We start from the raw sequence: 20229 nt of genomic DNA on the forward strand, positions 1-20229 counted from the left end.
TTTTATGCTCAATATGATTGCGGGACTTATCGCCTATCAATTGAAAGACAATAAGCCACAACTGAACATCACTCACGCAGAGTTTAATGCTATTGCAGTTATGGCTTGTTAAACCGATCTCAGGTTATCACACATCCCAAATTACAGGGCGGTGTTGAGTCCACGGCGGTTCAATAACCCTTCGGTGGTAGGCTCTTGACCACGGAAGTTTTTGTAAGCTTCCATTGGTGCAATGCTGTTGCCCACTTCGCGAATGGTCTTGCGGTATTTCATGCCGATTTCACGGTTTAAGCCACCTTGAGTTTGCACGTAAGCGTAGGCATCTGCCGCTAAAATCTCACTCCACATGTAAGCGTAGTAACTTGCTGAGTAACCACCTGGGAAGGCGTGGGCAAAGTAAGTTGACTTATAACGTGGTGGCACGGCGGTGATATTTAAGCCGTGTTTTTTCAGCGCATTGGCTTCAAATGTCGCCACATCTTGCAGTGGGGCATCTGGGCTTAATGAGTGCCATTCCATGTCGACGAGCGCCGCAGCCATATACTCTAAGGTATCGAAGCCTTGGTTAAAGCTGCCGGATTTGAGCAGTTTTTGCAGCAAATCATCGGGAATTGGCTTACCTGTTTCGTAGTGTTTGGCGTAGTTGGCTAACACTTTAGGGTGGGCTGCCCAGTCTTCTTCGAAGGTTGATGGGAATTCCACAAAGTCACGGGAGACAGAAGTACCCGCCAAGCTTGGGTAAGTCACCTTAGAGAACATACCGTGGGTACCATGGCCCATTTCGTGGAACATAGTGGTCACTTCGTTGTAGCTGACGAAGGTCGGTTGTCCCTCTGGCGCCTTTTTAATGTTCATCACGTTGACCACGACAGGCTTAGTGCCTTCGAGGAAGGATTGACCCGCGAACGAGCTCATCCATGCGCCGCCGCGTTTGCCTTCACGGGCAAAGTAGTCGGCGTAGAAAATCGCCATGCTTGAACCATCGGCATCAAACATTTCGTAGGCTTTCACATCCGGGTGGTACACGGGTAAATCTGGGCGCGGCTTTAAGGTGACGCCATAGAGTTCTTTGAGGGTGTAGAACACACCGTCTTCGAGTACGCGGTTAAATTCGAAATAAGGGCGAATGCTATTGGCATCGAGGGCGTATTTCTCTTGGCGAACCTTCTCAGCGTAGAATTCCCAGTCCCATGGCGCGAGTTCAAACTTGCCGCCAGTCTTGTCGATCATCGCTTGGATATCGGCAGCTTCTTTTTCGGTATTAGCGACGACGGCAGGCACCATTGAACCAAACATGCTGTATACCGCTTCAGGCGTTTTTGCCATTTGTGGCGCGAGGCGGTAGCTGGCCCAGTTTTCATAACCTAATAGAGCGGCACGCTCGGCACGTAATTGCGCAAGGCGAGACACTAAAGATGCGGTTTCGTTTTCACCCGTTAAGCCACGGTTTGCCGAGGCTTCCCAAATGCGTTGGCGCAGTTCACGGTTCTCTAAAGAGGCGAGAACAGGCTGGCGAGTGGTGTTGGTGATGTTGATTAAGTACTTACCTTCGTGGCCTGCGGCCTTGGCATCGTTTGCTGCCGAGGTGATTTCGCTGTCAGTCAGGCCCGCCAGTTGCTCTTTGTTATCGACAACGATGGCGATTTCTTTGGTTAAGCGCAGTAAACGTTGTGAGAACTCGTTGGTCAGCGTCGATTGTTCTTCGTTCAGGGCACGGATCTTCACTTTCTGCTCATCGGTCAGTTTAGCACCGGCCATGATAAAGCGTTGGTGATACACCTCAACCAAACGTACCGCTTCAGACGTTAAGCCTAAGTTATTGCGGTCGTTATAAATAGTTTCAATACGGGCGAATAGTGCTGGATTGAGGTTGATGTTATCTGAGTGCGCTGCCATTTTCGGGGCCATCTCACCTTGGATTTTACGCAGGGCAGGATTGCTGTTTGAACCCGCGAGGTTGTAAAACACGCTCGATGCACGGGTCAGCAGGGCACCGCTTTTTTCCATGGCGACAATCGTGTTGTCGAAGGTTGGGGCGGCAGGATTGTTGGCAATGGCCAAAATCTCTTGATAATGCTCTTTAATGCCTTGCTCTAATGCGGGCTGAAAATGCTCGTCTTTAATGACACTAAAATCAGGCGCTTGGTATTGCAGCGTGCTGGCTTGGAACAGAGGATTTTGGGTTTGAACTGCGGTCACATTCGTCGCTTTAGTATCTTGAGTGCTGCAGCCTGCGAGTGCGCCTGTCATCAAAGTGGCGCCAATGGCGATGGCAATAAAACTTTTACGCATAGTTGAGTGATTTCCTTAGAATTGTAGTTTTTTGTGACTCTAGCGTTACTAACTTAAATAGGACTGAAAACCTATGGGGTGAAGTTGTAAGTAAAAGTAAACAAAAAAAGCGCCCTACAACCGTAGGGCGCTTGAACTATTTTCTTGCAGGGAAAATAGCGGGACGACTAGTTATTTACGGGTAAAGTTATGGTACTTGTCGATACCAGAGCTGCTACCTGTGTTGTGGCACACGGCACAAGATTCACCCGTAGGTTGCTTGAACCAATCGCCAGTGGCTGGCACGCTGATCTCGCCACCGTTGCTCACCATGTGGGCTTTAACTGCATCGCCAGTATGGCAGGCATAACAGTTAGCGGTAACAGGGCTGGTCATCTTGCTGCCGGGTTCAAGAATGTATTGATTTGGCACTTTGTTTAAATCAATAGCGGTTTCGTGACAGGCAACACAGCTAGTGACTGGGTTGATAGCGCCTGCGCCGTTCGCTGTCTTGGCTTGGGTGCCGTCGGCCTTCATCTCACCAACATTTGCACCATTACCCCAGTGCCAGCTGTGGATCATAGGACCAAAACCTGCACCCAGTGTGGCCGAAGTCCGAGCCATGCCGTTATCGTGGCAGGCAATACAGCCGTTACCGCCTTGGTCGAATGCACCGTTTTTGTGGAAAGCGGTGGCATCGTTGTGGCAAGTCGTACAGCTGTTATCGCTGATCACAGTGCGACGTTCAAAACCAGATACTTTCTCAGCACTTACTGGATTAACTACATCTGAGTAGGCGGTGAAAGAAACACCCATTGAACCGTCATAGCCCTTGGCTCTGAGGTTACCATTGCTTTGATAGCGTTGATTACCGTCGTATTCCATCCAGCCTGCGGTGCTGAAGGTGACCCGTGCAGAGTAAGCATAGTTAGCATTCACTGCGCTGATATCCGTCAGTAGGTGACAGATATTCTTAGTACCATCGGTGTTGTAACCATAGTAATAGTTTGTACGGTTACCTGGGCGGCCTACTAAGGTGTTGTTGTCATAAGCATGCAGATAGGCACCAGCGTAGACAATCGGCTTCTTGGCATCAAATACCAGAGGATCTGAGTAGTTGAAGTTATCTTTAATGCTAAAGATGTTGCCGTCAGTGTCTTTCACTGTGATGGTGGTACACCAACCGGGTTCCGCTTTCGCTACGCTTGAGCCATCGGGCGCATAGTGGTCGGTTAAGGTGGAAATATCATCTACTTTAACGGGGGTTGAGAGTGTTACTTGGTACTTAGCACGGATAGCTTGACGCTCGGTAATGCCTTCTTTGCCTTCATGCATTGGGCGCACATCGGCACCGTTACTTGGCACAATCGCACCTGGTACGCCGCCAGTGTTGTGGCAGTCGATACAACCAGGGCCTGAAACGCTGATATTGGTTGGCGCTTCAACGTGGCAAGAAGTACAGTTCATCACGCTGAAATCTTTAGTGAATTTCTGGTGATTAATGTGGCCAATTTTAGACAGTGTATTGGTGGCGTAACCGCCGATAGAGAAGCCTTCGGCATTTTTCGCGCCGCGGCTCACCGAGCCGTGACAGACCAAACAGCCTTCAACGAAAGTGACTTCGCTGTCCATACCTGTAGCGACATAGCTAGCATGGCGACGTGGGCTAGTGGCGTAATCGACGTGACAAGCATAGCAACTGTCGGTGGTGGTTGAATGCGTGCCTTCAGGCTTATTCACAACCATTGGCGCAGAGCGCGCAATACCGCTTTCGCTGTTACCGCCGACTCTGAGCCAGACGATGCCTTCAGTACTGGCGTTGACACCTTTCATTGGAGCTTTAAAGCTGTAATGACCATCGCCTAGCGACTTGATTTCAGCGCCTTCAGTGGCTTGAGTTGCAGCGCCGCCGATATGCACGTTGTCGGTGACATTGTTAATGTCGGCTTCGTCGCGGTTATTGATAAAGCCTTTGTCGGTTAAGGCGGCGACTTTAGCTTCTGCATTTAACAGGCCATTGACTAAGTTGCCGTTTTCGTCGGTGACTTCAAATTCATAGGTGATACTGCCTTCGCCAAAGCTGTAGCCCAGTACTTTAACATTGGTCACCGCTGAACTTGTAACTGGTGGTGGCGTCCATGGGTCTCCAGGCTTACCGGGTTGACCTGGATCGCCGGGTTGGCCTGGTGCGCCGTCTTTACCATCACTGCCACAGCCTGCTAGAGCGCCAGTTAGGGCGATTGCGACTAGGTATGCCAGTTTTTTAGATGTGAATATTCTCATCATAATCTCCATTTAATCCAATACGCATTTAAAGGCACGGATTGCAGCACTAAAGTTTGCAGGGGAGATTAGTGCTTTGAGCCGCTGATTTAATTTGCAAGCGTTCGAATAACTTTTTTTGTTTTTGTGAGTACATTTGTCTCGAGCAAATATTACGGATAATGGAATGTTTGTTTTTTGAACCAAACCGCATTTTAGCCTATATCTTTGGAGGTAGATCTCAATTTTAAATATTTGTTAATGTGTCATTTCTTATATAAAACAATATTTAAGGTTAAATTAAGCTTATTGTAACAATTGGGCTGTGACAGGGTTTGTCTGATGACTATTTTCTGGTTTGGACGGAAATACGAACAATCATGTTAAGCCGAGGTAGAAGAGGTCGTTGGTTTAATATCCGTTCGAAGCCACAAGATTGGGATTTCAGTAGAAAAGCTGAGATTGGCCTAGTGTGTTAGGGCACGGCGCAATGGTAAACTAGGCGCCATAAGCTCTGGCAACAGAGAAACAATAAATTTAAGTTAAAAAAGGGATTCGTTTTGGCGCAATTGTATTTTTACTATTCAGCAATGAATGCGGGTAAATCCACCTCTCTATTACAATCTTCCTATAACTACCGCGAGCGCGGCATGAATACCCTAGTGATGACGGCCTCTATCGACGACAGATACGGTAAAGGTAAGGTGGCATCACGTATTGGTATTGAAACCGATGCCCAGGTATTTAGCAGCCACGACAATCTGATAGACATGATCACCACGGCGCACCAACAGAATCATTTGAGCTGTGTGCTGGTGGACGAGTGCCAATTCTTAAGCAAAGAGCAAGTTAAACAACTTACTTATGTTGTTGATAAAATTGATATCCCAGTTTTGTGCTATGGTTTACGTACCGACTTCCAAGGTGAACTCTTCACTGGCAGTCATTATTTGTTGGCATGGGCCGATAAGTTAGTCGAGCTGAAAACCATTTGTCACTGTGGACGCAAAGCCAATATGGTGGTGCGTCTTGATGGTGAAGGTAAAGTGATGCGCGAAGGTGAGCAGGTGGCAATCGGCGGTAATGAAAGTTACGAATCGGTTTGCCGTAAGCATTTTCGTGAGTTTATTTGGGATTGATTGAAGCCTCAAGCGCGGTTAGCACTTGCGATAAGTTGCTAAGTATTTTTGCGCTAACCACTTTGAGGCGCGCTGCCAACTCATTAAAATACGGTGAGATCTAACAAGAGACGCAATGATCCTGTGTTGTTAGGTCTTGCTCAATGAAGGCAAAGGAATGTATTTGCAGACTCATGCACAGTGGACGAACTTAAGTGTGAGTTTTGCCCTGATACTGGATGTGTTGAGCATAGGTTGGGAACTTTCCCACGTAGAAAGGATTTGTTAAGTGATTTTTGGGAGCCGTTTTGCCTAATTCTACGCAAGAAATGCAATTCGAAAATTATCGTCCTCGTCCGCCACAACCCGAACCTAAGGCTAAGCGTCAGCGCAAGCCGAGATCTAAGGGGCGTGTCTGGTTCCTGTTTTTTATTCTGATTATCTGTGTGGCGATTTTAATTGGCCAAGAGGTTAAAACCTCTTATTTCCAGTCTAAGTATGTTCATCAATATGCGCAGACCTTGACCTATGAGCTGAAAAATCAGCCCACTCAGTCAATTATCTATCCAAGTTACGGACCCTTCGATGAACGTCACGGCTACAGTAAGTTGCCCCAGTACATCGATAGATTGCTTCAGCGTAATTTCCAAGTGACGCAGCAAGTGGAGTTTTCCCCTGCGCTACAGGAATACGCCCAAATGGGCTTTTTCCCGCCTTACCATGAGAAGGCGCAATCGGGGTTAGCGCTGCTGGATTGTCGCAATACCGATCTCTATGAGTTTGCTTATCCTAAACGTGTGTACCAAGATGACGATAAAATCCCCAATGAAATCGTCAATACCTTGTTATTTATTGAAAACCGCGAGCTGTGGACGACTGAGCCTAAACTTAATCCGGTGATCGACTGGCCACGCTTTATTGTGGCGGGGATGAGTCAAATCGCTGAAATGGTGGGGATGAATGTTTCTACCGCCGGTGGCAGTACACTGGCGACGCAAATTGAGAAGTTTCGCCATTCCTCCCAAGGGTTAACCTTAAGCATTAAGGATAAGCTGCTGCAAATTGGCTCGGCCACAGTGCGGGTTTATCAGCAGGGGGAAATTACTGAGCCTGCCCGTAAGCGGATTATTCAAGATTATTTAAATACTGTGCCTTTATCCTCAGCGCCTAACCACGGTGAAGTACATGGCATAGGCGATGGCCTGTGGGCGTGGTTTGGTACCGATTTCGATACCGCCAATAAACTGCTTGCTTCGCCGCAAATCAAAGCCAATGCCGCTAAGCGTGGCCAAGTGTTCCGTCAAGTGGTGGCCTTGATGATTGCCCAGCGCCGTCCTTCCTATTATTTGTTACAGGGACATGAGGATTTAGAAAATCTGGTCGACAGCCATATTCGTTTACTCGGCCAATACTATTTGATTGACCGCCAACTTAGAGACGCAGCGCTTGCTCAAAAACTGCAGTTTAAGGTGGCTAAAGCCCAACGTAATACCCAGTCGGGAGCGGATAAGGGCGTTAATACGATACGCATTCGTACTGCGGGCATGTTAAATGTCGGCCTGTATGATTTGGACCGCCTCGATTTGACCGTCAACAGCAGCTTGCACAGCGACTTACAACAACAGGTGAGTCATTACTTACGCAGTCTTGGGCAGGCCGCTACGGCCGAGAAGGTAGGCCTCTTAGGTGAGCGATTACTCGAACCCAGCCAACTGCAAAACGTGCTCTACAGTTTTACCCTCTATGAAAAAACCGAGACGGCGAACCGTGTGCGGGTGCAAACCGACAGTACTGACCAACCCTTCGATATTAACGAGGGCAGTAAGTTAGAGCTGGGCTCGACGGCCAAACTCAGGGTGCTCGCAACTTACCTTGAGATCATTGCCGAGATCCACGACAAATACTCGAAGAAACACGGCATTGAGTTGGAGTCGATTGAGATTGAACCCCGCGACCATCTCACGCGCTGGGCGATTGATTACTTGATTGTGAATCCGGATAGACGCCTCGACCGCATGCTGGATGCGGCGTTGCAACGGGAATACTCAGCCTCACCGAATGAGCAATTCTTCACGGGTGGCGGTTTACATGTGTTTAATAACTTTAAAAAATCAGAAGATTTTAAAGTGCCGACCATGTACGAGGCGTTGCAAAACTCCATCAACTTACCCTTCGTTCGTTTGATGCGTGACATAGTCAACTACAGCAGTAGTATGCAAAACGAAGGCAATATGGCGCGTCTGCTGCGCAACGATAAGGATCCACGCCGTGAGGAGTATTTGCGGGTGTTTGCGGACCGCGAAGGCAATACCTTCGTCAATAAGTTCTACCGTAAATATAAGACAGTGGCGCCCAATGAGCGTTTAGAGCTGTTCTTCGATGGCCAAACCCAAGCGGAGCAGCAGCTCACTGCGGCTTACCGTTATTTGCAGCCTAATGAGTCTGTGGCCTCGTTTAAGGCCTTCTTGCAGCAGCGTTTGCCGCAAAACAATTACACAGATAAGCGCATCAAAGAGCTGTATAACAAGTACGGCCCTGAAAAATATAATCTGCCTGACCAAGGTTATATTGCGCGGGTGCATCCACTCGAGCTATGGGTGCTCGATTACTTGAATCAACACCCTGAGGCTAATCTCAACGATGTGAAGGAGGCCAGTAAATATGAGCGCCAAGAGGTTTATCGTTGGTTGTTCAGAACGCGCCATAAAAACGCGCGGGATGTGCGGGTACAGGTAATGCTGGAGGTGGAAGCCTTCCTCGACATTCATCAACGTTGGGCGCGTTTAGGCTATCCATTTGAATCTATGGTGCCTTCTTTAGGCTCGGCACTTGGCAGTTCGGGTGACAGACCCGCGGCGCTGGCGGAATTGATGGGGATTATTCAAAACGATGGTTATCGTTTACCGACGGTGCGGATTAATCAACTGCACTTTGCCGAGGAAACCCCCTATGAAGTTCGGCTCGAAAACCAAAATACTCAAGGTGAACGAGTGATGCGCCATGAAGTCGCCCAAGCCTTAAAGGCGGCGCTGGCAAACGTCGTTCAAAACGGTACTGCACGACGTCTTAAGGGCATCTTTACCGACGACAACGGTGAGATGCTGGCAATTGGTGGTAAAACGGGGACGGGTGATAACCGTATCGTGACTCAGATGCAGCAGGGCCGCAAAGTGGCTACCACTGCGATGAACCGTACCGCGACTTTTGTGTTCTACTTAGGCGATAACTACTTCGGCACCTTAACAGCGTTTGTGCCGGGCAGTAAGTCGGACGATTTTAGTTTTACTTCGGCTCTGCCATTACAAGTGATGAAAGGCATGATGCCAATTCTCGCGCCTTATGTGAAATCTTCGAAGGGCATGTGTGTGCGGGATGAGTAATGACTCACTTTTGCGATATGCGTTTTTGATACATCAGCATTGAAATGCTAGCTTGAGGTTCCTTAGATAAAGCAAACCCCGCAGCCGTGAATCGGTTTGCGGGGTTTTTATTGGCACCGACAGTATTACTCGTCAGCGTTGATATATTGTTTGCGGTCTAAATCGTACTTACGCATCTTGTCGTATAAGGTTTTACGCGGCAGTTCGAGTTGTTCCATGGTCTGCTTAATGCTGCCCTTGTTATGGCTTAAGGCCTCTTCTATCAATACCCGCTCAAAAAACTCGACCCGTTGCAGCAGCGACATACTGGTATGCAGGCTCGGTGCATTACCTAAGCTGCCGGCGAAGGCCGCTTCACCACCGAGTAATACATAACGTTCGGCCAGATTTCGCAGCTCACGCACATTACCCGGCCAGTCGTGGGAGGTGAGGATAGCATTCTGCTCGGCATTGAGGGCAATCAGCGCCTTGTGGTAACGTGCAGAAGCCATACGGGCAAAATGTAAGAATAATAAGGGAATATCTTCGCGGCGATCCCTGAGTGGTGGAATCGGCACTGTCACCAGATTTAAGCGATAGAGCAAGTCTTGGCGAAACTCTCCGGTGTCGCACAGGGACTTTAAATCCACCTTAGTGGCGGCAATCACTCGAATATCCAAATGAATGCTCTTATTGGAGCCTAAGCGCTCGACCTTGCGATCTTCGAGCACCCGCAGCAGTTTGACCTGTAACGACAGTGGCGTGCTTTCGATTTCATCTAAAAAGAGTGTGCCGCCGTTGGCATACTCAAACTTACCGATACGCAGTTTATCGACACCGGTAAAGGCTCCGGCTTCGGCGCCAAAGAGTTCGCTCTCAATCAAGTTTTCGGGAATCGCGCCGCAGTTAATGGCGACAAAGTTGGCCTGATTGCGACTGCTGTGGTCGTGTAGATAGCGGGCGACCAATTCCTTACCCGTACCCGTTTCACCTTCGATAAGCACATCGGCGGGGGTATCGATTACTTGGTCTATGATATGACGCATGCGCAAAATGCCGACACTGTGGCCTAATATTCTTGGCCCGGGCACGTTATGGCTTTCTAACTCTTTCTTTAATTTACGGTTCTCTAGGGTGAGACTGCGTTTATCTAAGGCGCGTTTCACCACATCTAACATGTGTTCGTTGTTAAAGGGTTTTTCGAGAAAATCGTAGGCACCTTGTTTTAAGGCATTGACGGCCATGGCGATATCGCCAAAGCCTGTGAGCAGCACCACGGGTAAATCGGGGTCCTGTTGACGAATTTGTTGCATCAGGCTGATGCCATCGAGTTGCGGCATATTCACATCGGAAATCACCACGCCCGCCCAGTCCCTGTCGAGTAATTTGGCAATCCCTTTGGGATCGGTAGTGGCGAAGGCTTTAATGCCTTCAAGCTCAAAAAGCTGTACGAGCACTGTGCCAATATGGGGCTCATCGTCGATGATCAGTACGCTATAGTCTTGAATTGAATTGGGCAGACTCATGATGACTGACGTTCCTCGGCTAAATAAATCGGTAAAATAATATGGAAAATGGCGCCGCCGTCCTCGGCATTGGCAACATTAATTTGCCCCTGCATAGACTCGATAATGCGCTGGGAAATGGATAAACCCAGACCAAGCCCTGTACGCTCGCTGGTGGTGAAATAGGGCTCGAAAATCTTCTCCATCTGGCTCTCGCGCACCCCGGGGCCTGAGTCCTGAATACTGATACAGAACTTGTCCGCACAGTTTACCCTAATACTCAGTGTCCGTTTTGAAGATTGCTGCATGGCGACAATCGCGTTGCTCATAATATTCACAAACACTTGCTGCAATCGCACTTTATCACCCCAAACCTGATATTGGCCTTCTGGCAACAGCACATCGAGCTCAACCCCTTGCTTGTCGATTTCGGGCTGGACTATGGTCAGGGCTTGCTTGATACAGCCCTTGAGATCGGTCGCGCTATCCGTGCCTTGGCTCTTACGGGTAAAACTCTTAAATTGGCCGACAATATCGGCTAACCGGTCGGTCAGTTCGATGATAATTTTAAGGTTATCAGAGGCTTTATCCGGCATATTGCGGGCGAGGAAGGTCTGGGTATTTTGCGCATAGCTGCGAAGGGCGGCTAAGGGTTGATTCAGTTCATGGTTGATACTGGCGGATAGGCTACCTATCACGGTCAACTTAGCCGCTTGAATGAGTTCATCCTGAGTATCTTTGAGGCGATCATTGGCCTGTTGCAGATCTTGGGTGCGCTCTTCCACTCTTTGCTCCAGTAAACTCTGGGCGAGTTGCATACGTTGCAAGTTGCGGCGCCGCTCGCTACTAAAGAGTAAGCCTAAGGCGAGCAGTAAGTAGATAGAGGCCGATAACAGCATAAGTGCGGGCATGGATTCGAGCAGGGGTTTCATCGGCGCCAGAATATGCACCCGCCAACCCGCCTTGGTCATCAAATGATGGGTGTCCATATATTGCGCCTGACTGTTGCCGGAGCGAATTTGATAGATATGGCCATTACTCAGACTATCTTCTTGATATTGTGGCTTTATCAGTAATTCGCCAATCGGCCGCTCCGCGTAACGTTTTGAGGCATTTAAGGCATATTGTTTGGCCTGAGTTAGCGGCGTGAGTGAGGCTAAGCGCCATTCATCGACACTGGAGATAAATACGATATCGTCGGGGTCGCTGATGAGGAATTGATATTGCCCCGCCATCGCAATGCTGGTGCTTTGCTGCTCGATATCGGCGATATCCACTTTTACAATAATGGCGCCCAGAATGCCTTTGGCGCCTTGCTGATAAATAGGGTAAGAGAAGTAAAAACCACGTTTATCCGAACTGGTGCCCACCGCATAGTAGCGGCCTAAATTGCCCGAAATCGCGTCGGTGTAATAGGGTCTGAAGGAGTAGTCTTTGCCGATAAACGAAAAACTCTGCTGCCAGTTGCTGGCGGCAATCGCAATGCCTAGGGCGTCGATAAGATAGATATCGGATGCCTCAGTGACATGCTGAATTTCTTCCAAGTACAGGTTGAGCTCTTGCACCTTCTTGGGGTTTTGTTGATCGTTGAGCACATTAGCGAGCATAGGGTTAGTTGAAAGTACGTGGGGGATACTCTCGTAACGCGACAGGGCGCCATCTAAGAAGCTAACCAGCTCTTTGAGTTGTCGCTCGGATTGTTGTTGTATTTCAATTTTGCCCTGATGAAAGTGCACCCAGTAGGTCAATTTTAAGATGGCAAATAAGCCCGCAAGTAGCACTATGGTCATTAAAAGACGTTGTTTGGCCTTGGGCGTCATGGGCAACATAGCAGGTAATCCTGTCCACACTGAATAAAACAAAGCGAGCCTGAGTAGGCTCGCTTAAAAACTATCTAGAATCAAGGAATAATCCTTATTCCTTGAGATTAATATCCGTTGAGCTTATCCAGAAATTCTGGCAAGAACAGGGAGATTTGTGGCACGTAGGTGATAAGCGCCAAGAAGGCCAACATCAGTGCTAACCAAGGTAGTACTGATTGGATCACCCAGCCGATACTGCGGCCTGTGATCCCCGCCGTCACGAAGAGGTTAAGCCCCACCGGCGGTGTCAGCATACCAATCTCCATGTTCACCACCATGATGATGCCTAAGTGGATAGGGTCGATACCTAAGTGGGTGGCAATCGGGAACAAGATTGGCGCCATAATCAGCACGATGGCCGATGGCTCCATAAAGTTACCCGCCGCTAACAGCAGTAAGTTGACAATGATTAAGAAGCCCCACGCAGGTAAGCCCATGCCCACAATATGTTCGGCAATGATATGGGGAATACGCTCAGTAGTCAGCACGTGGGCGAATAGCATGGCGTTGGCAATGATAAACAGCAACATGATGCTGACCTTTGCCCCGTCGCGCACCACATGGCGGATTTCTTTGTCGATTGGGGTTTTAATCAGTCCGAGCGCCATATGGCCTAAGTTACGGACAATGGCGCTGGGGATCGGCTCATTAGGGTTACGCCATGCGACATTTTTCAATGGGCCAATATCGCGATAACCAAATACCGCAATGAAATAGGCATACATACAGGCTACGGCAGAGGCTTCGGTTGGACTGGCTACACCGCCATAGATTGAACCTAACACGATAATGATCAGCGCCAGACCACCTAAGGCTTTAGCACTGGAAATCCCCAGTTGTTTAAAGCCAGGGAAGGGGCGTGATGGCAGATTTTTAAAACGGGCGACGATATAAATCACTATCATCAGCAGGAAACCCATCATCAAACCTGGGATTAAGCCCGCCATAAACATTCTGGCAGCCGAGACTTCCGTCGCCGCCGCATACACTAGCATCACGATTGAAGGGGGGATCAAAATCCCTAAGGTGCCAGAAGTGGTAATCACACCGGCGGCAAACTTTTCGGGGTAACCTGCTTTCACCATACCGACGATAACAATGGAACCGATGGCGGCCACAGTTGCTGGAGATGAACCCGATACCGCGGCAAACAACATACAGGCCATCACAGAGGCCATGGCTAAACCGCCACGGATATGGCCGATACTGTCCATCGCAAAGTCGATGATCCGTCGTGCCACCCCACCGGTTGACAGAAAGGCTGAGGACAGAATAAAGAAGGGGATCGCCAGCAGGGTATAGTGCTCTGACGATGACTCATAAAGTTTTAACGCCACTGAGGCGAGGGAGTCGTTGGAGAAGAATAAAATCGTCAGCATGCTCGAGAAACCTAACGCAATCGCGATAGGCATACCTAAAAACATACAGACGAGTAGGGCAGTAAAGAGGGTCGCAATGGCCATTACTTCGCTTCCTTATTGTCTGTTTCTTGTTGTGCGTGCTGAGCACCTTCGTCAATTAAATGCATGCTTTCTTTCGCTTCATCGGCAAATTGGAATCCAGAAACTTGGTTGCGTAGGATGGCGATAAACAGTTCTAAGAAACGCCAAGTCAACATGCTAAAACCAATTAATAGAATGCTTTGGGATAACCAAATGGGCACAGCGCCGTCTTCGACATCAATCTTTAAGGTGTTCCAAGCAAAGTCGGGATCTAAGCTGTTTAACAGGAACTTAGGAAAGTGAATATCTTCCATCGGTACGCCGATTTGGTACATCTGTGACAGATATTCCCAGCTACCTTTTAAAAATAGTCCGCAATAAGCTAAGCAAATCAATGCCGTCACTAGGGAAGTGATCTTTTTAGCCTTAGGGGGCAGATTTTTTACAAACGCATCAACACCGATGTGAGCACCGACTTTCACCCCATAGGACATACCAAAAAGCACAAACCAACCACAAAGGGTTAAGGTCAGTTCTTGGATCCATAAAAAACCGGTATTGAAGAAAAACCGCGCCACTACCTCTGTGAACACTAAGAGTGTCATTAAGGTGATTAAGAGGTTGAGCACCCCTTCTTCAAAGTAACCAAAAATTCGCGATATCACAGCTGTACTCCCCTCGCTCAAATACCGCTTAACCCCAAATAGAGGTTAAGCGGTTTATTTCATTATTGTTTATTTGCAGCAACAGCGGCTTCAATCACATCTTTACCTACTTGGTCTTCAAATTTCGCCCAAACAGGTTTCATTACATCAATCCATTTTTGACGCTCATCCGGTGTTAAGGTCACCAGTTGCGAACGTTTAGAATCAAGGATTAATTGCTTGTCTTCGTTATCTTTTTCAGCGGCGATCTTGTTACCTAAGGCGATAGATTCATCTAAGGCTTCTTTGATCACTTTACGTTTATCCGCTGGTAAGCTCTTCCAGAAGGCATCAGAGGTCACGACCATGTAGTCCAGCACGCCGTGGTTACTTTCGGTGATTTGGCTTTGAACTTCGTAGAATTTTTGTGAGTAAGTGTTAGACCAAGTGTTTTCTTGACCGTCGATCGCACGGGTTTGCAGCAGGGTGAACACTTCAGAGAATGGTTTCTTCACAGGGATAGCGCCCACAGCATCAAACTGGGCGGCTAATACGTCAGATGCCATTACACGGAATTTTAAGCCCTTAGCATCTGAAGGCTGTTTCAGTGGTGTGTTCGCAGAAAACTGCTTCATACCATTGTGCAGATAACCTAAACCCACAATACCTTTGCGGCTCATAGAGTTCAGCAGTGCTTGACCGGCTTCACCCTGTTGGAAACGGTTTACTGCATCCATGTCATTAAACAGGAATGGCAGGTCGAAAACCTGTAGGCGTTTGGTATAACGTTCAAATTTTGAGAGAGAAGGCGCGACAAATTGCACATCGTTTAACAGCAGTGCCGCTAACTCGTTGTTATCCCCAAATAACTGTGAGTTAGGGAATACACTGACCGTATATTCACCAGGTAAACGTTGCTCAACGAGTTCTTTAAACTTCAACGCCATTTGACCCTTTGGCGTATTTTCTGCAACCACGTGGGAGAACTTGATTTCAACGGGCGCCGCAAACACGTTAAAGCTGGTCGCGAACACTGAGGCCAGTGCCAGCATCTTAGCTACGGTTTTTAATGGACGTGTGATACCCATTTGTTGATTCAATGTCATTTTTGAGTTCCTTTTTCTGTTGTTAGGATTTGTCCTCAGCCTTGGTTAGTTTGTTACCAAGTGTGAGTAGGAATACAGCCTTGATTTCCCTGAGGTCTGTCTTAATAAAGGCAAATACCACGCCAACTTACGATGCACTCTGTAAGTGTTTGGTTAATAAAGTGTAGTTCATTTGATGTTTGTCACACTTTTAGTTTTGTGGGTGAGATCTCGCTCACGTTGATTTTAGCTATGGGTGGAAATCCACCCAAACTGCATTTTGTGGGGTATTAGCAGAGGTTTTTAGCTTGATGATTAACTGAGCAAAATAAGTTGCTTTTAGATCAAAAGCTGGCTGAAAAATGACTGTGAAGCAGGGGATAGCTGAGATGGCGAAGAGGAAGCAATGCGGGAGTCAGCCATGATCTTCGCCAATTCGCTTAAGGATTTCATCACTCGGAAGTAACTCCAAATGCCCGCGTTCATCGAAGTACCAGCCAGTAATAAAGCCTTATTGGCGCATGCTGACGAGATTGTGCATAACTTCACGGGCTTCCCTCAGCGCGGTTTGTTCATCGCAGGCATGGGTATGTTTTAAATACGCTGCAATATTGGTGAGGGATGCAGATTGACTGACGCTGGCCATAGTGCTGATCTCCGAATATGCCTAAGGCAACAATCAGCAGCGTTTAATCGGATTGAATACTGGGTAACAGACTCAGTTAAGCAGATGCTGATTAAGATCAAGCATAGTTGAGTTGAGCTAGGGGTAAAGTTTTTGGGGGAATATGGTGGTCGCTACTGGGATCGAACCAGTGACCCCCTCCTTGTAAGGGAGGTGCTCTCCCGGCTGAGCTAAGCGACCCGGGGTAAATCTGTACTGAAGAATATGGTGGTCGCTACTGGGATCGAACCAGTGACCCCCTCCTTGTAAGGGAGTTGCTCTCCCGGCTGAGCTAAGCGACCCGGGCATATAACAACTTGTATACCATGATTAAATTTGCATTTATCACATGGTGGTCGCTACTGGGATCGAACCAGTGACCCCCTCCTTGTAAGGGAGGTGCTCTCCCAGCTGAGCTAAGCGACCTCTGCTGTGTGGAGCCGTATTATAGGGAGGTTCGATCGAGTGTCAACGCTTTTTAATGAAAAAAGCATTGGTCGCGCTATTTTTGCTCGGATTGACTTAATGTTAATCACGTCATCATTCAAAGTGTTACTTTATTGGACAATTCCGTCGGTATTTTCTTTTCAGGTTTTTGCACTCACCTTGCCAATAAGTCAGCCAATTGCATCGTTAAGCGTTCTTTTTTGAGGGTTTGCGGCTTTTTTAGGCTAAAGAGTGTTGTCTATACGGCTTGAACGATAAAGGGAGGAGGGCGCTGCGCCATTCTCTTCATCTATTTTGCGAAATCTTGATTGATGGCATGTTTCTAAATAGAGATGCGTCCTTTATTTAGTTTCGATGACATGGCTTGGGTTTTCGAGTGTTTGTTTTCGGATATTTATTGCTGGGTTCTACTCTTTAGCAGAGTAATCTAAAGTGCTCACCTTTGGGCTGATACTTTGAGGGGATCTGCAATACCTACACTCAGTGCCATTTGCAGCGCAGACTTAGGCTGCTAGAATAAGCCCACTTTTTACCGTGATTGTCTTTATCTAGACGACTTTATATAGGTTAGTGTCCCATTATGACAACTAAGACGCGTTTTGCCCCAAGCCCAACAGGCTTTTTGCACGTGGGCGGTGCCCGTACAGCTCTTTATTCTTGGTTACAAGCTCGTGCCAATAATGGTGAGTTTGTTTTACGTATCGAAGATACGGATATTGAACGTTCAACTCAGGCTGCCTGTGATGCCATTTTAGAGGGCATGAACTGGTTAGGTTTGACGTGGGACGAGGGCCCGTACTATCAAACTAAGCGTTTTGATCGTTATAACGAAATCATCGCGCAGATGTTAGAGCAGGGCACTGCTTATAAATGTTATTGCTCGCGTGAACGTATCGATGCATTAAGAGAAGCACAAGCGGCAAATGGCGAAGCACAAAAGTACGATGGTTGCTGCCGTGACTTGCCAGCGCGTGACACTGACGAGCCTTTTGTTGTGCGTTTCAAAAATCCCATCGGCGGTTCAGTGGTGTTTGATGACCATGTTCGTGGTCGTATCGAATTCTCAAACGATGCATTAGATGATCTGATCATTGCGCGTACCGATGGCGTTCCTACTTATAACTTCTGTGTGGTTGTCGACGATTGGGATATGGGGATCACTTGTGTGGTGCGTGGTGAAGACCATATCAACAACACCCCACGTCAAATCAACATCCTTAAAGCATTAGGCGCACCTATTCCTGAATATGCCCACGTGTCGATGATTTTAGGGGATGACGGTGCCAAGTTATCTAAGCGCCATGGTGCGGTAAGCGTAATGCAATACCGTGATGATGGTTATCTGCCTGAAGCACTGCTTAACTACTTAGTTCGCTTAGGTTGGTCACATGGCGATCAAGAAGTGTTCTCTTTAGAAGAAATGAAGCAGCTCTTTAAATTAGACGACATCAACAAAGCGCCTTCTGCCTTTAATACCGAAAAACTGGTTTGGTTAAACCAACACTATATTAAGACACTCGATCCTGAATATGTAGCGTCGCACTTACAATGGCATATGGACGATCAAAAGATCGATACCTCAAATGGCCCTGCGTTATCTGCGGTAGTGACGGCTCTGGCTGAACGCGCTAAGACCTTAAAAGAGTTAGCCGCTTCTAGCCGCTACTTCTATGAAGACTTCGCAGAGTTTGATGCCGAGCAAGCGAAAAAGCACTTACGTGGTGTCGCGCTTGAGCCATTGCAATTAGTGCAACAAAAACTGGCAGCATTAACTGAATGGACTGTTGAAGCTATCCACCAAGCGATTGAAGCCACCGCGACCGAATTAGAAGTCGGAATGGGTAAAGTCGGTATGCCATTACGTGTCGCTGTGACAGGTGCAGGGCAGTCTCCTGGCTTAGATATCACCTTATTCTTAATAGGAAAGGCGCGTTCTGAGCAAAGAATATCCAAAGCGATTGAATTTGTAGCAGATAGAATAAATTCCTAAAAAACGAGTTGACACATTTAGGTGCGCTGCATAGAATGCGCCCCGTAGTTGAGACACACGAGCGAATGCTTGTAGTGCACTTAAATACAGCTTGATAAGTTTGGGGCTATAGCTCAGCTGGGAGAGCGCTTGCATGGCATGCAAGAGGTCGACGGTTCGATCCCGTCTAGCTCCACCAAACTTACCGCCGATATTAAGCGAGATGAGCGTTAGTAATAATGCGAGTCAAATTAATATGTCCTTGTGTCCCCTTCGTCTAGAGGCCTAGGACACCGCCCTTTCACGGCGGTAACAGGGGTTCGAATCCCCTAGGGGATACCACTATGTTTATCACATAGGGTTCCTAGCAAATGACTAACGAGTCGTTTGGTAAGAACAAATCCAGTTTCTGCGATATATACTGAATATCAGTATGTCGAAAGAATTTGGGGCTATAGCTCAGCTGGGAGAGCGCTTGCATGGCATGCAAGAGGTCGACGGTTCGATCCCGTCTAGCTCCACCAAATTCGCCGTATTAAGCGAGAGCACTGTTAGTCATTAATAGTTTTCAAATTAATATGTCCTTGTGTCCCCTTCGTCTAGAGGCCTAGGACACCGCCCTTTCACGGCGGTAACAGGGGTTCGAATCCCCTAGGGGATACCACTCTATCCCTTAAAGATAGGGTGCTATCACAAATGACTAACGAGTGATTTGTGAGATAACTAGCAAGACCTCAGTGATGAGGCTAAACATCAGTCCTTGTGTCCCCTTCGTCTAGAGGCCTAGGACACCGCCCTTTCACGGCGGTAACAGGGGTTCGAATCCCCTAGGGGATACCATCCTATCCATTAAAGATAGGGTGCTATCACAAATGACTAGCGAGTGATTTGTGAGATAACTAACAAGACCTCAGTTATGAGGAAAAACATAAGTCCTTGTGTCCCCTTCGTCTAGAGGCCTAGGACACCGCCCTTTCACGGCGGTAACAGGGGTTCGAATCCCCTAGGGGATACCATCCTATCCATTAAAGATAGGGTGCTATCACAAATGACTAGCGAGTGATTTGTGAGATAACAGCAAGACCTCAGTGATGAGACTAAAAATCAGTCCTTGTGTCCCCTTCGTCTAGAGGCCTAGGACACCGCCCTTTCACGGCGGTAACAGGGGTTCGAATCCCCTAGGGGATACCACCTCAACTAAGATTAATCGCTAATGTTAGTTGAGAACAATAAGCCACCTTTAGGTGGTTTTTTTGTATCTAAAATTCGTTATCCTGCCATAAGCCATAAGCCATAAGCCATAAGCCATAAGCCATAAGCCATAAGCCATAAGCCATAAGCCATAAGCCATAAGCCATAAGCCATAAGCCATAAGCCATAAGCCATAAGCCATAAGCCATGAGCCATAAGCCAATTCTATTGAGCCCGTATCAGTTTATTTGTCTTGGGGGTAGTAGGGGTGTTGGTACTTTTTGCTGTATTTACCTCTTATCAAATCGCAGTAGCGACATGAGAGTAAACCACGTGCGCTCTAAGCTGAGCACCATACTTAAAGCCCAATTTGTGGATATTTTGAGGATGCGGATATTGTTGAGGATAAG

General features: G+C 47.7%; 10 protein-coding genes, 10 tRNA genes and 2 pseudogenes. 11 read left to right on the forward strand and 11 right to left on the reverse strand.

What is annotated here, in order from left to right:
* Positions 1 to 112 (forward strand): annotated as a pseudogene (locus tag B5P39_RS24590) (IS982 family transposase); the annotation flags it as partial.
* 29 nt (positions 113 to 141) lie between these two features.
* On the opposite strand, the gene B5P39_RS23550 reads toward B5P39_RS24590, so the two are convergent.
* Together B5P39_RS23550 and B5P39_RS23555 are read right to left on the reverse strand one after the other, a co-directional pair.
* A complete protein-coding gene (locus B5P39_RS23550) occupies positions 142 to 2292 on the reverse strand; it encodes a M3 family metallopeptidase (RefSeq protein ID WP_088213103.1) in 2151 nt (716 codons plus the stop codon).
* Between the two features lie 171 nt (positions 2293 to 2463).
* A complete protein-coding gene (locus B5P39_RS23555; RefSeq protein ID WP_011716477.1) occupies positions 2464 to 4554 on the reverse strand; it encodes a multiheme c-type cytochrome in 2091 nt (696 codons plus the stop codon).
* Positions 4555 to 5093: 539 nt separating this feature from the next.
* Between B5P39_RS23555 and B5P39_RS23560 the strand changes: the two genes are divergently transcribed.
* Positions 5094 to 5672 (forward strand): thymidine kinase, encoded by a 579-nt coding sequence (locus B5P39_RS23560; RefSeq protein ID WP_011716478.1) that lies wholly within the window; start codon positions 5094 to 5096, stop codon positions 5670 to 5672.
* A gap of 287 nt (positions 5673 to 5959) precedes the next feature.
* Positions 5960 to 9031: a transglycosylase domain-containing protein gene (locus B5P39_RS23565; protein WP_088213104.1), complete on the forward strand. Its 3072-nt coding sequence runs from the start codon at positions 5960 to 5962 to the stop codon at positions 9029 to 9031.
* A 125-nt stretch (positions 9032 to 9156) separates the two neighbouring features.
* On the opposite strand, the gene B5P39_RS23570 is transcribed toward B5P39_RS23565, so the two are convergent.
* The 9 genes and pseudogenes from B5P39_RS23570 to B5P39_RS23610 form a co-directional block, all read right to left on the reverse strand.
* On the reverse strand, positions 9157 to 10536 hold the full coding sequence (locus B5P39_RS23570; RefSeq protein ID WP_011716480.1) for a sigma-54-dependent transcriptional regulator: 1380 nt from the start codon (positions 10534 to 10536) through the stop codon (positions 9157 to 9159).
* Entirely contained in the window at positions 10533 to 12344 is a 1812-nt protein-coding gene (locus B5P39_RS23575) for a sensor histidine kinase (protein ID WP_011716481.1), read from the reverse strand. The genes B5P39_RS23570 and B5P39_RS23575 overlap by 4 nt, the downstream gene beginning before the upstream one ends.
* A 98-nt stretch (positions 12345 to 12442) precedes the next feature.
* On the reverse strand, positions 12443 to 13840 hold the full coding sequence (locus tag B5P39_RS23580) for a TRAP transporter large permease (RefSeq protein ID WP_011716482.1): 1398 nt from the start codon (positions 13838 to 13840) through the stop codon (positions 12443 to 12445).
* Positions 13840 to 14484: a TRAP transporter small permease gene (locus B5P39_RS23585; RefSeq protein WP_086904586.1), complete on the reverse strand. Its 645-nt coding sequence runs from the start codon at positions 14482 to 14484 to the stop codon at positions 13840 to 13842. Before B5P39_RS23585 ends, B5P39_RS23580 begins: the two co-directional genes overlap by 1 nt.
* A gap of 62 nt (positions 14485 to 14546) precedes the next feature.
* Positions 14547 to 15569 (reverse strand): TRAP transporter substrate-binding protein, encoded by a 1023-nt coding sequence (locus tag B5P39_RS23590; protein WP_011716484.1) that lies wholly within the window; start codon positions 15567 to 15569, stop codon positions 14547 to 14549.
* Positions 15570 to 15963: 394 nt separating this feature from the next.
* Positions 15964 to 16194, reverse strand: a pseudogene (locus B5P39_RS23595) (hypothetical protein).
* Positions 16195 to 16337: 143 nt separating this feature from the next.
* Positions 16338 to 16413 (reverse strand) — tRNA-Val (locus B5P39_RS23600).
* A 25-nt stretch (positions 16414 to 16438) separates the two neighbouring features.
* A tRNA-Val gene (locus tag B5P39_RS23605) sits at positions 16439 to 16514 on the reverse strand.
* A gap of 48 nt (positions 16515 to 16562) precedes the next feature.
* A tRNA-Val gene (locus B5P39_RS23610) sits at positions 16563 to 16638 on the reverse strand.
* A gap of 601 nt (positions 16639 to 17239) precedes the next feature.
* On the opposite strand from B5P39_RS23610, the gene gltX reads away from it, so the two are divergent.
* From gltX to B5P39_RS23650, 8 genes are all read left to right on the forward strand, one after another.
* Positions 17240 to 18649 carry a glutamate--tRNA ligase gene (gene gltX, locus B5P39_RS23615; protein ID WP_011625747.1) on the forward strand — a complete coding sequence of 470 codons (1410 nt, stop codon included), beginning with the start codon at positions 17240 to 17242 and terminating at the stop codon, positions 18647 to 18649.
* A 102-nt stretch (positions 18650 to 18751) separates the two neighbouring features.
* A tRNA-Ala gene (locus tag B5P39_RS23620) sits at positions 18752 to 18827 on the forward strand.
* 67 nt (positions 18828 to 18894) lie between these two features.
* Positions 18895 to 18970, forward strand: a tRNA-Glu gene (locus tag B5P39_RS23625).
* Positions 18971 to 19076: 106 nt separating this feature from the next.
* Positions 19077 to 19152, forward strand: a tRNA-Ala gene (locus tag B5P39_RS23630).
* Positions 19153 to 19216: 64 nt separating this feature from the next.
* A tRNA-Glu gene (locus tag B5P39_RS23635) sits at positions 19217 to 19292 on the forward strand.
* A 100-nt stretch (positions 19293 to 19392) separates the two neighbouring features.
* Positions 19393 to 19468: transfer RNA gene (locus B5P39_RS23640), tRNA-Glu, on the forward strand.
* Positions 19469 to 19568: 100 nt separating this feature from the next.
* Positions 19569 to 19644 (forward strand) — tRNA-Glu (locus B5P39_RS23645).
* A gap of 99 nt (positions 19645 to 19743) precedes the next feature.
* A tRNA-Glu gene (locus B5P39_RS23650) sits at positions 19744 to 19819 on the forward strand.
* Positions 19820 to 20229: the final 410 nt, after the last annotated feature.

The sequence above is a fragment of the Shewanella sp. Shew256 genome (assembly GCF_002196695.1).
Lineage (GTDB): Bacteria > Pseudomonadota > Gammaproteobacteria > Enterobacterales > Shewanellaceae > Shewanella > Shewanella mangrovisoli.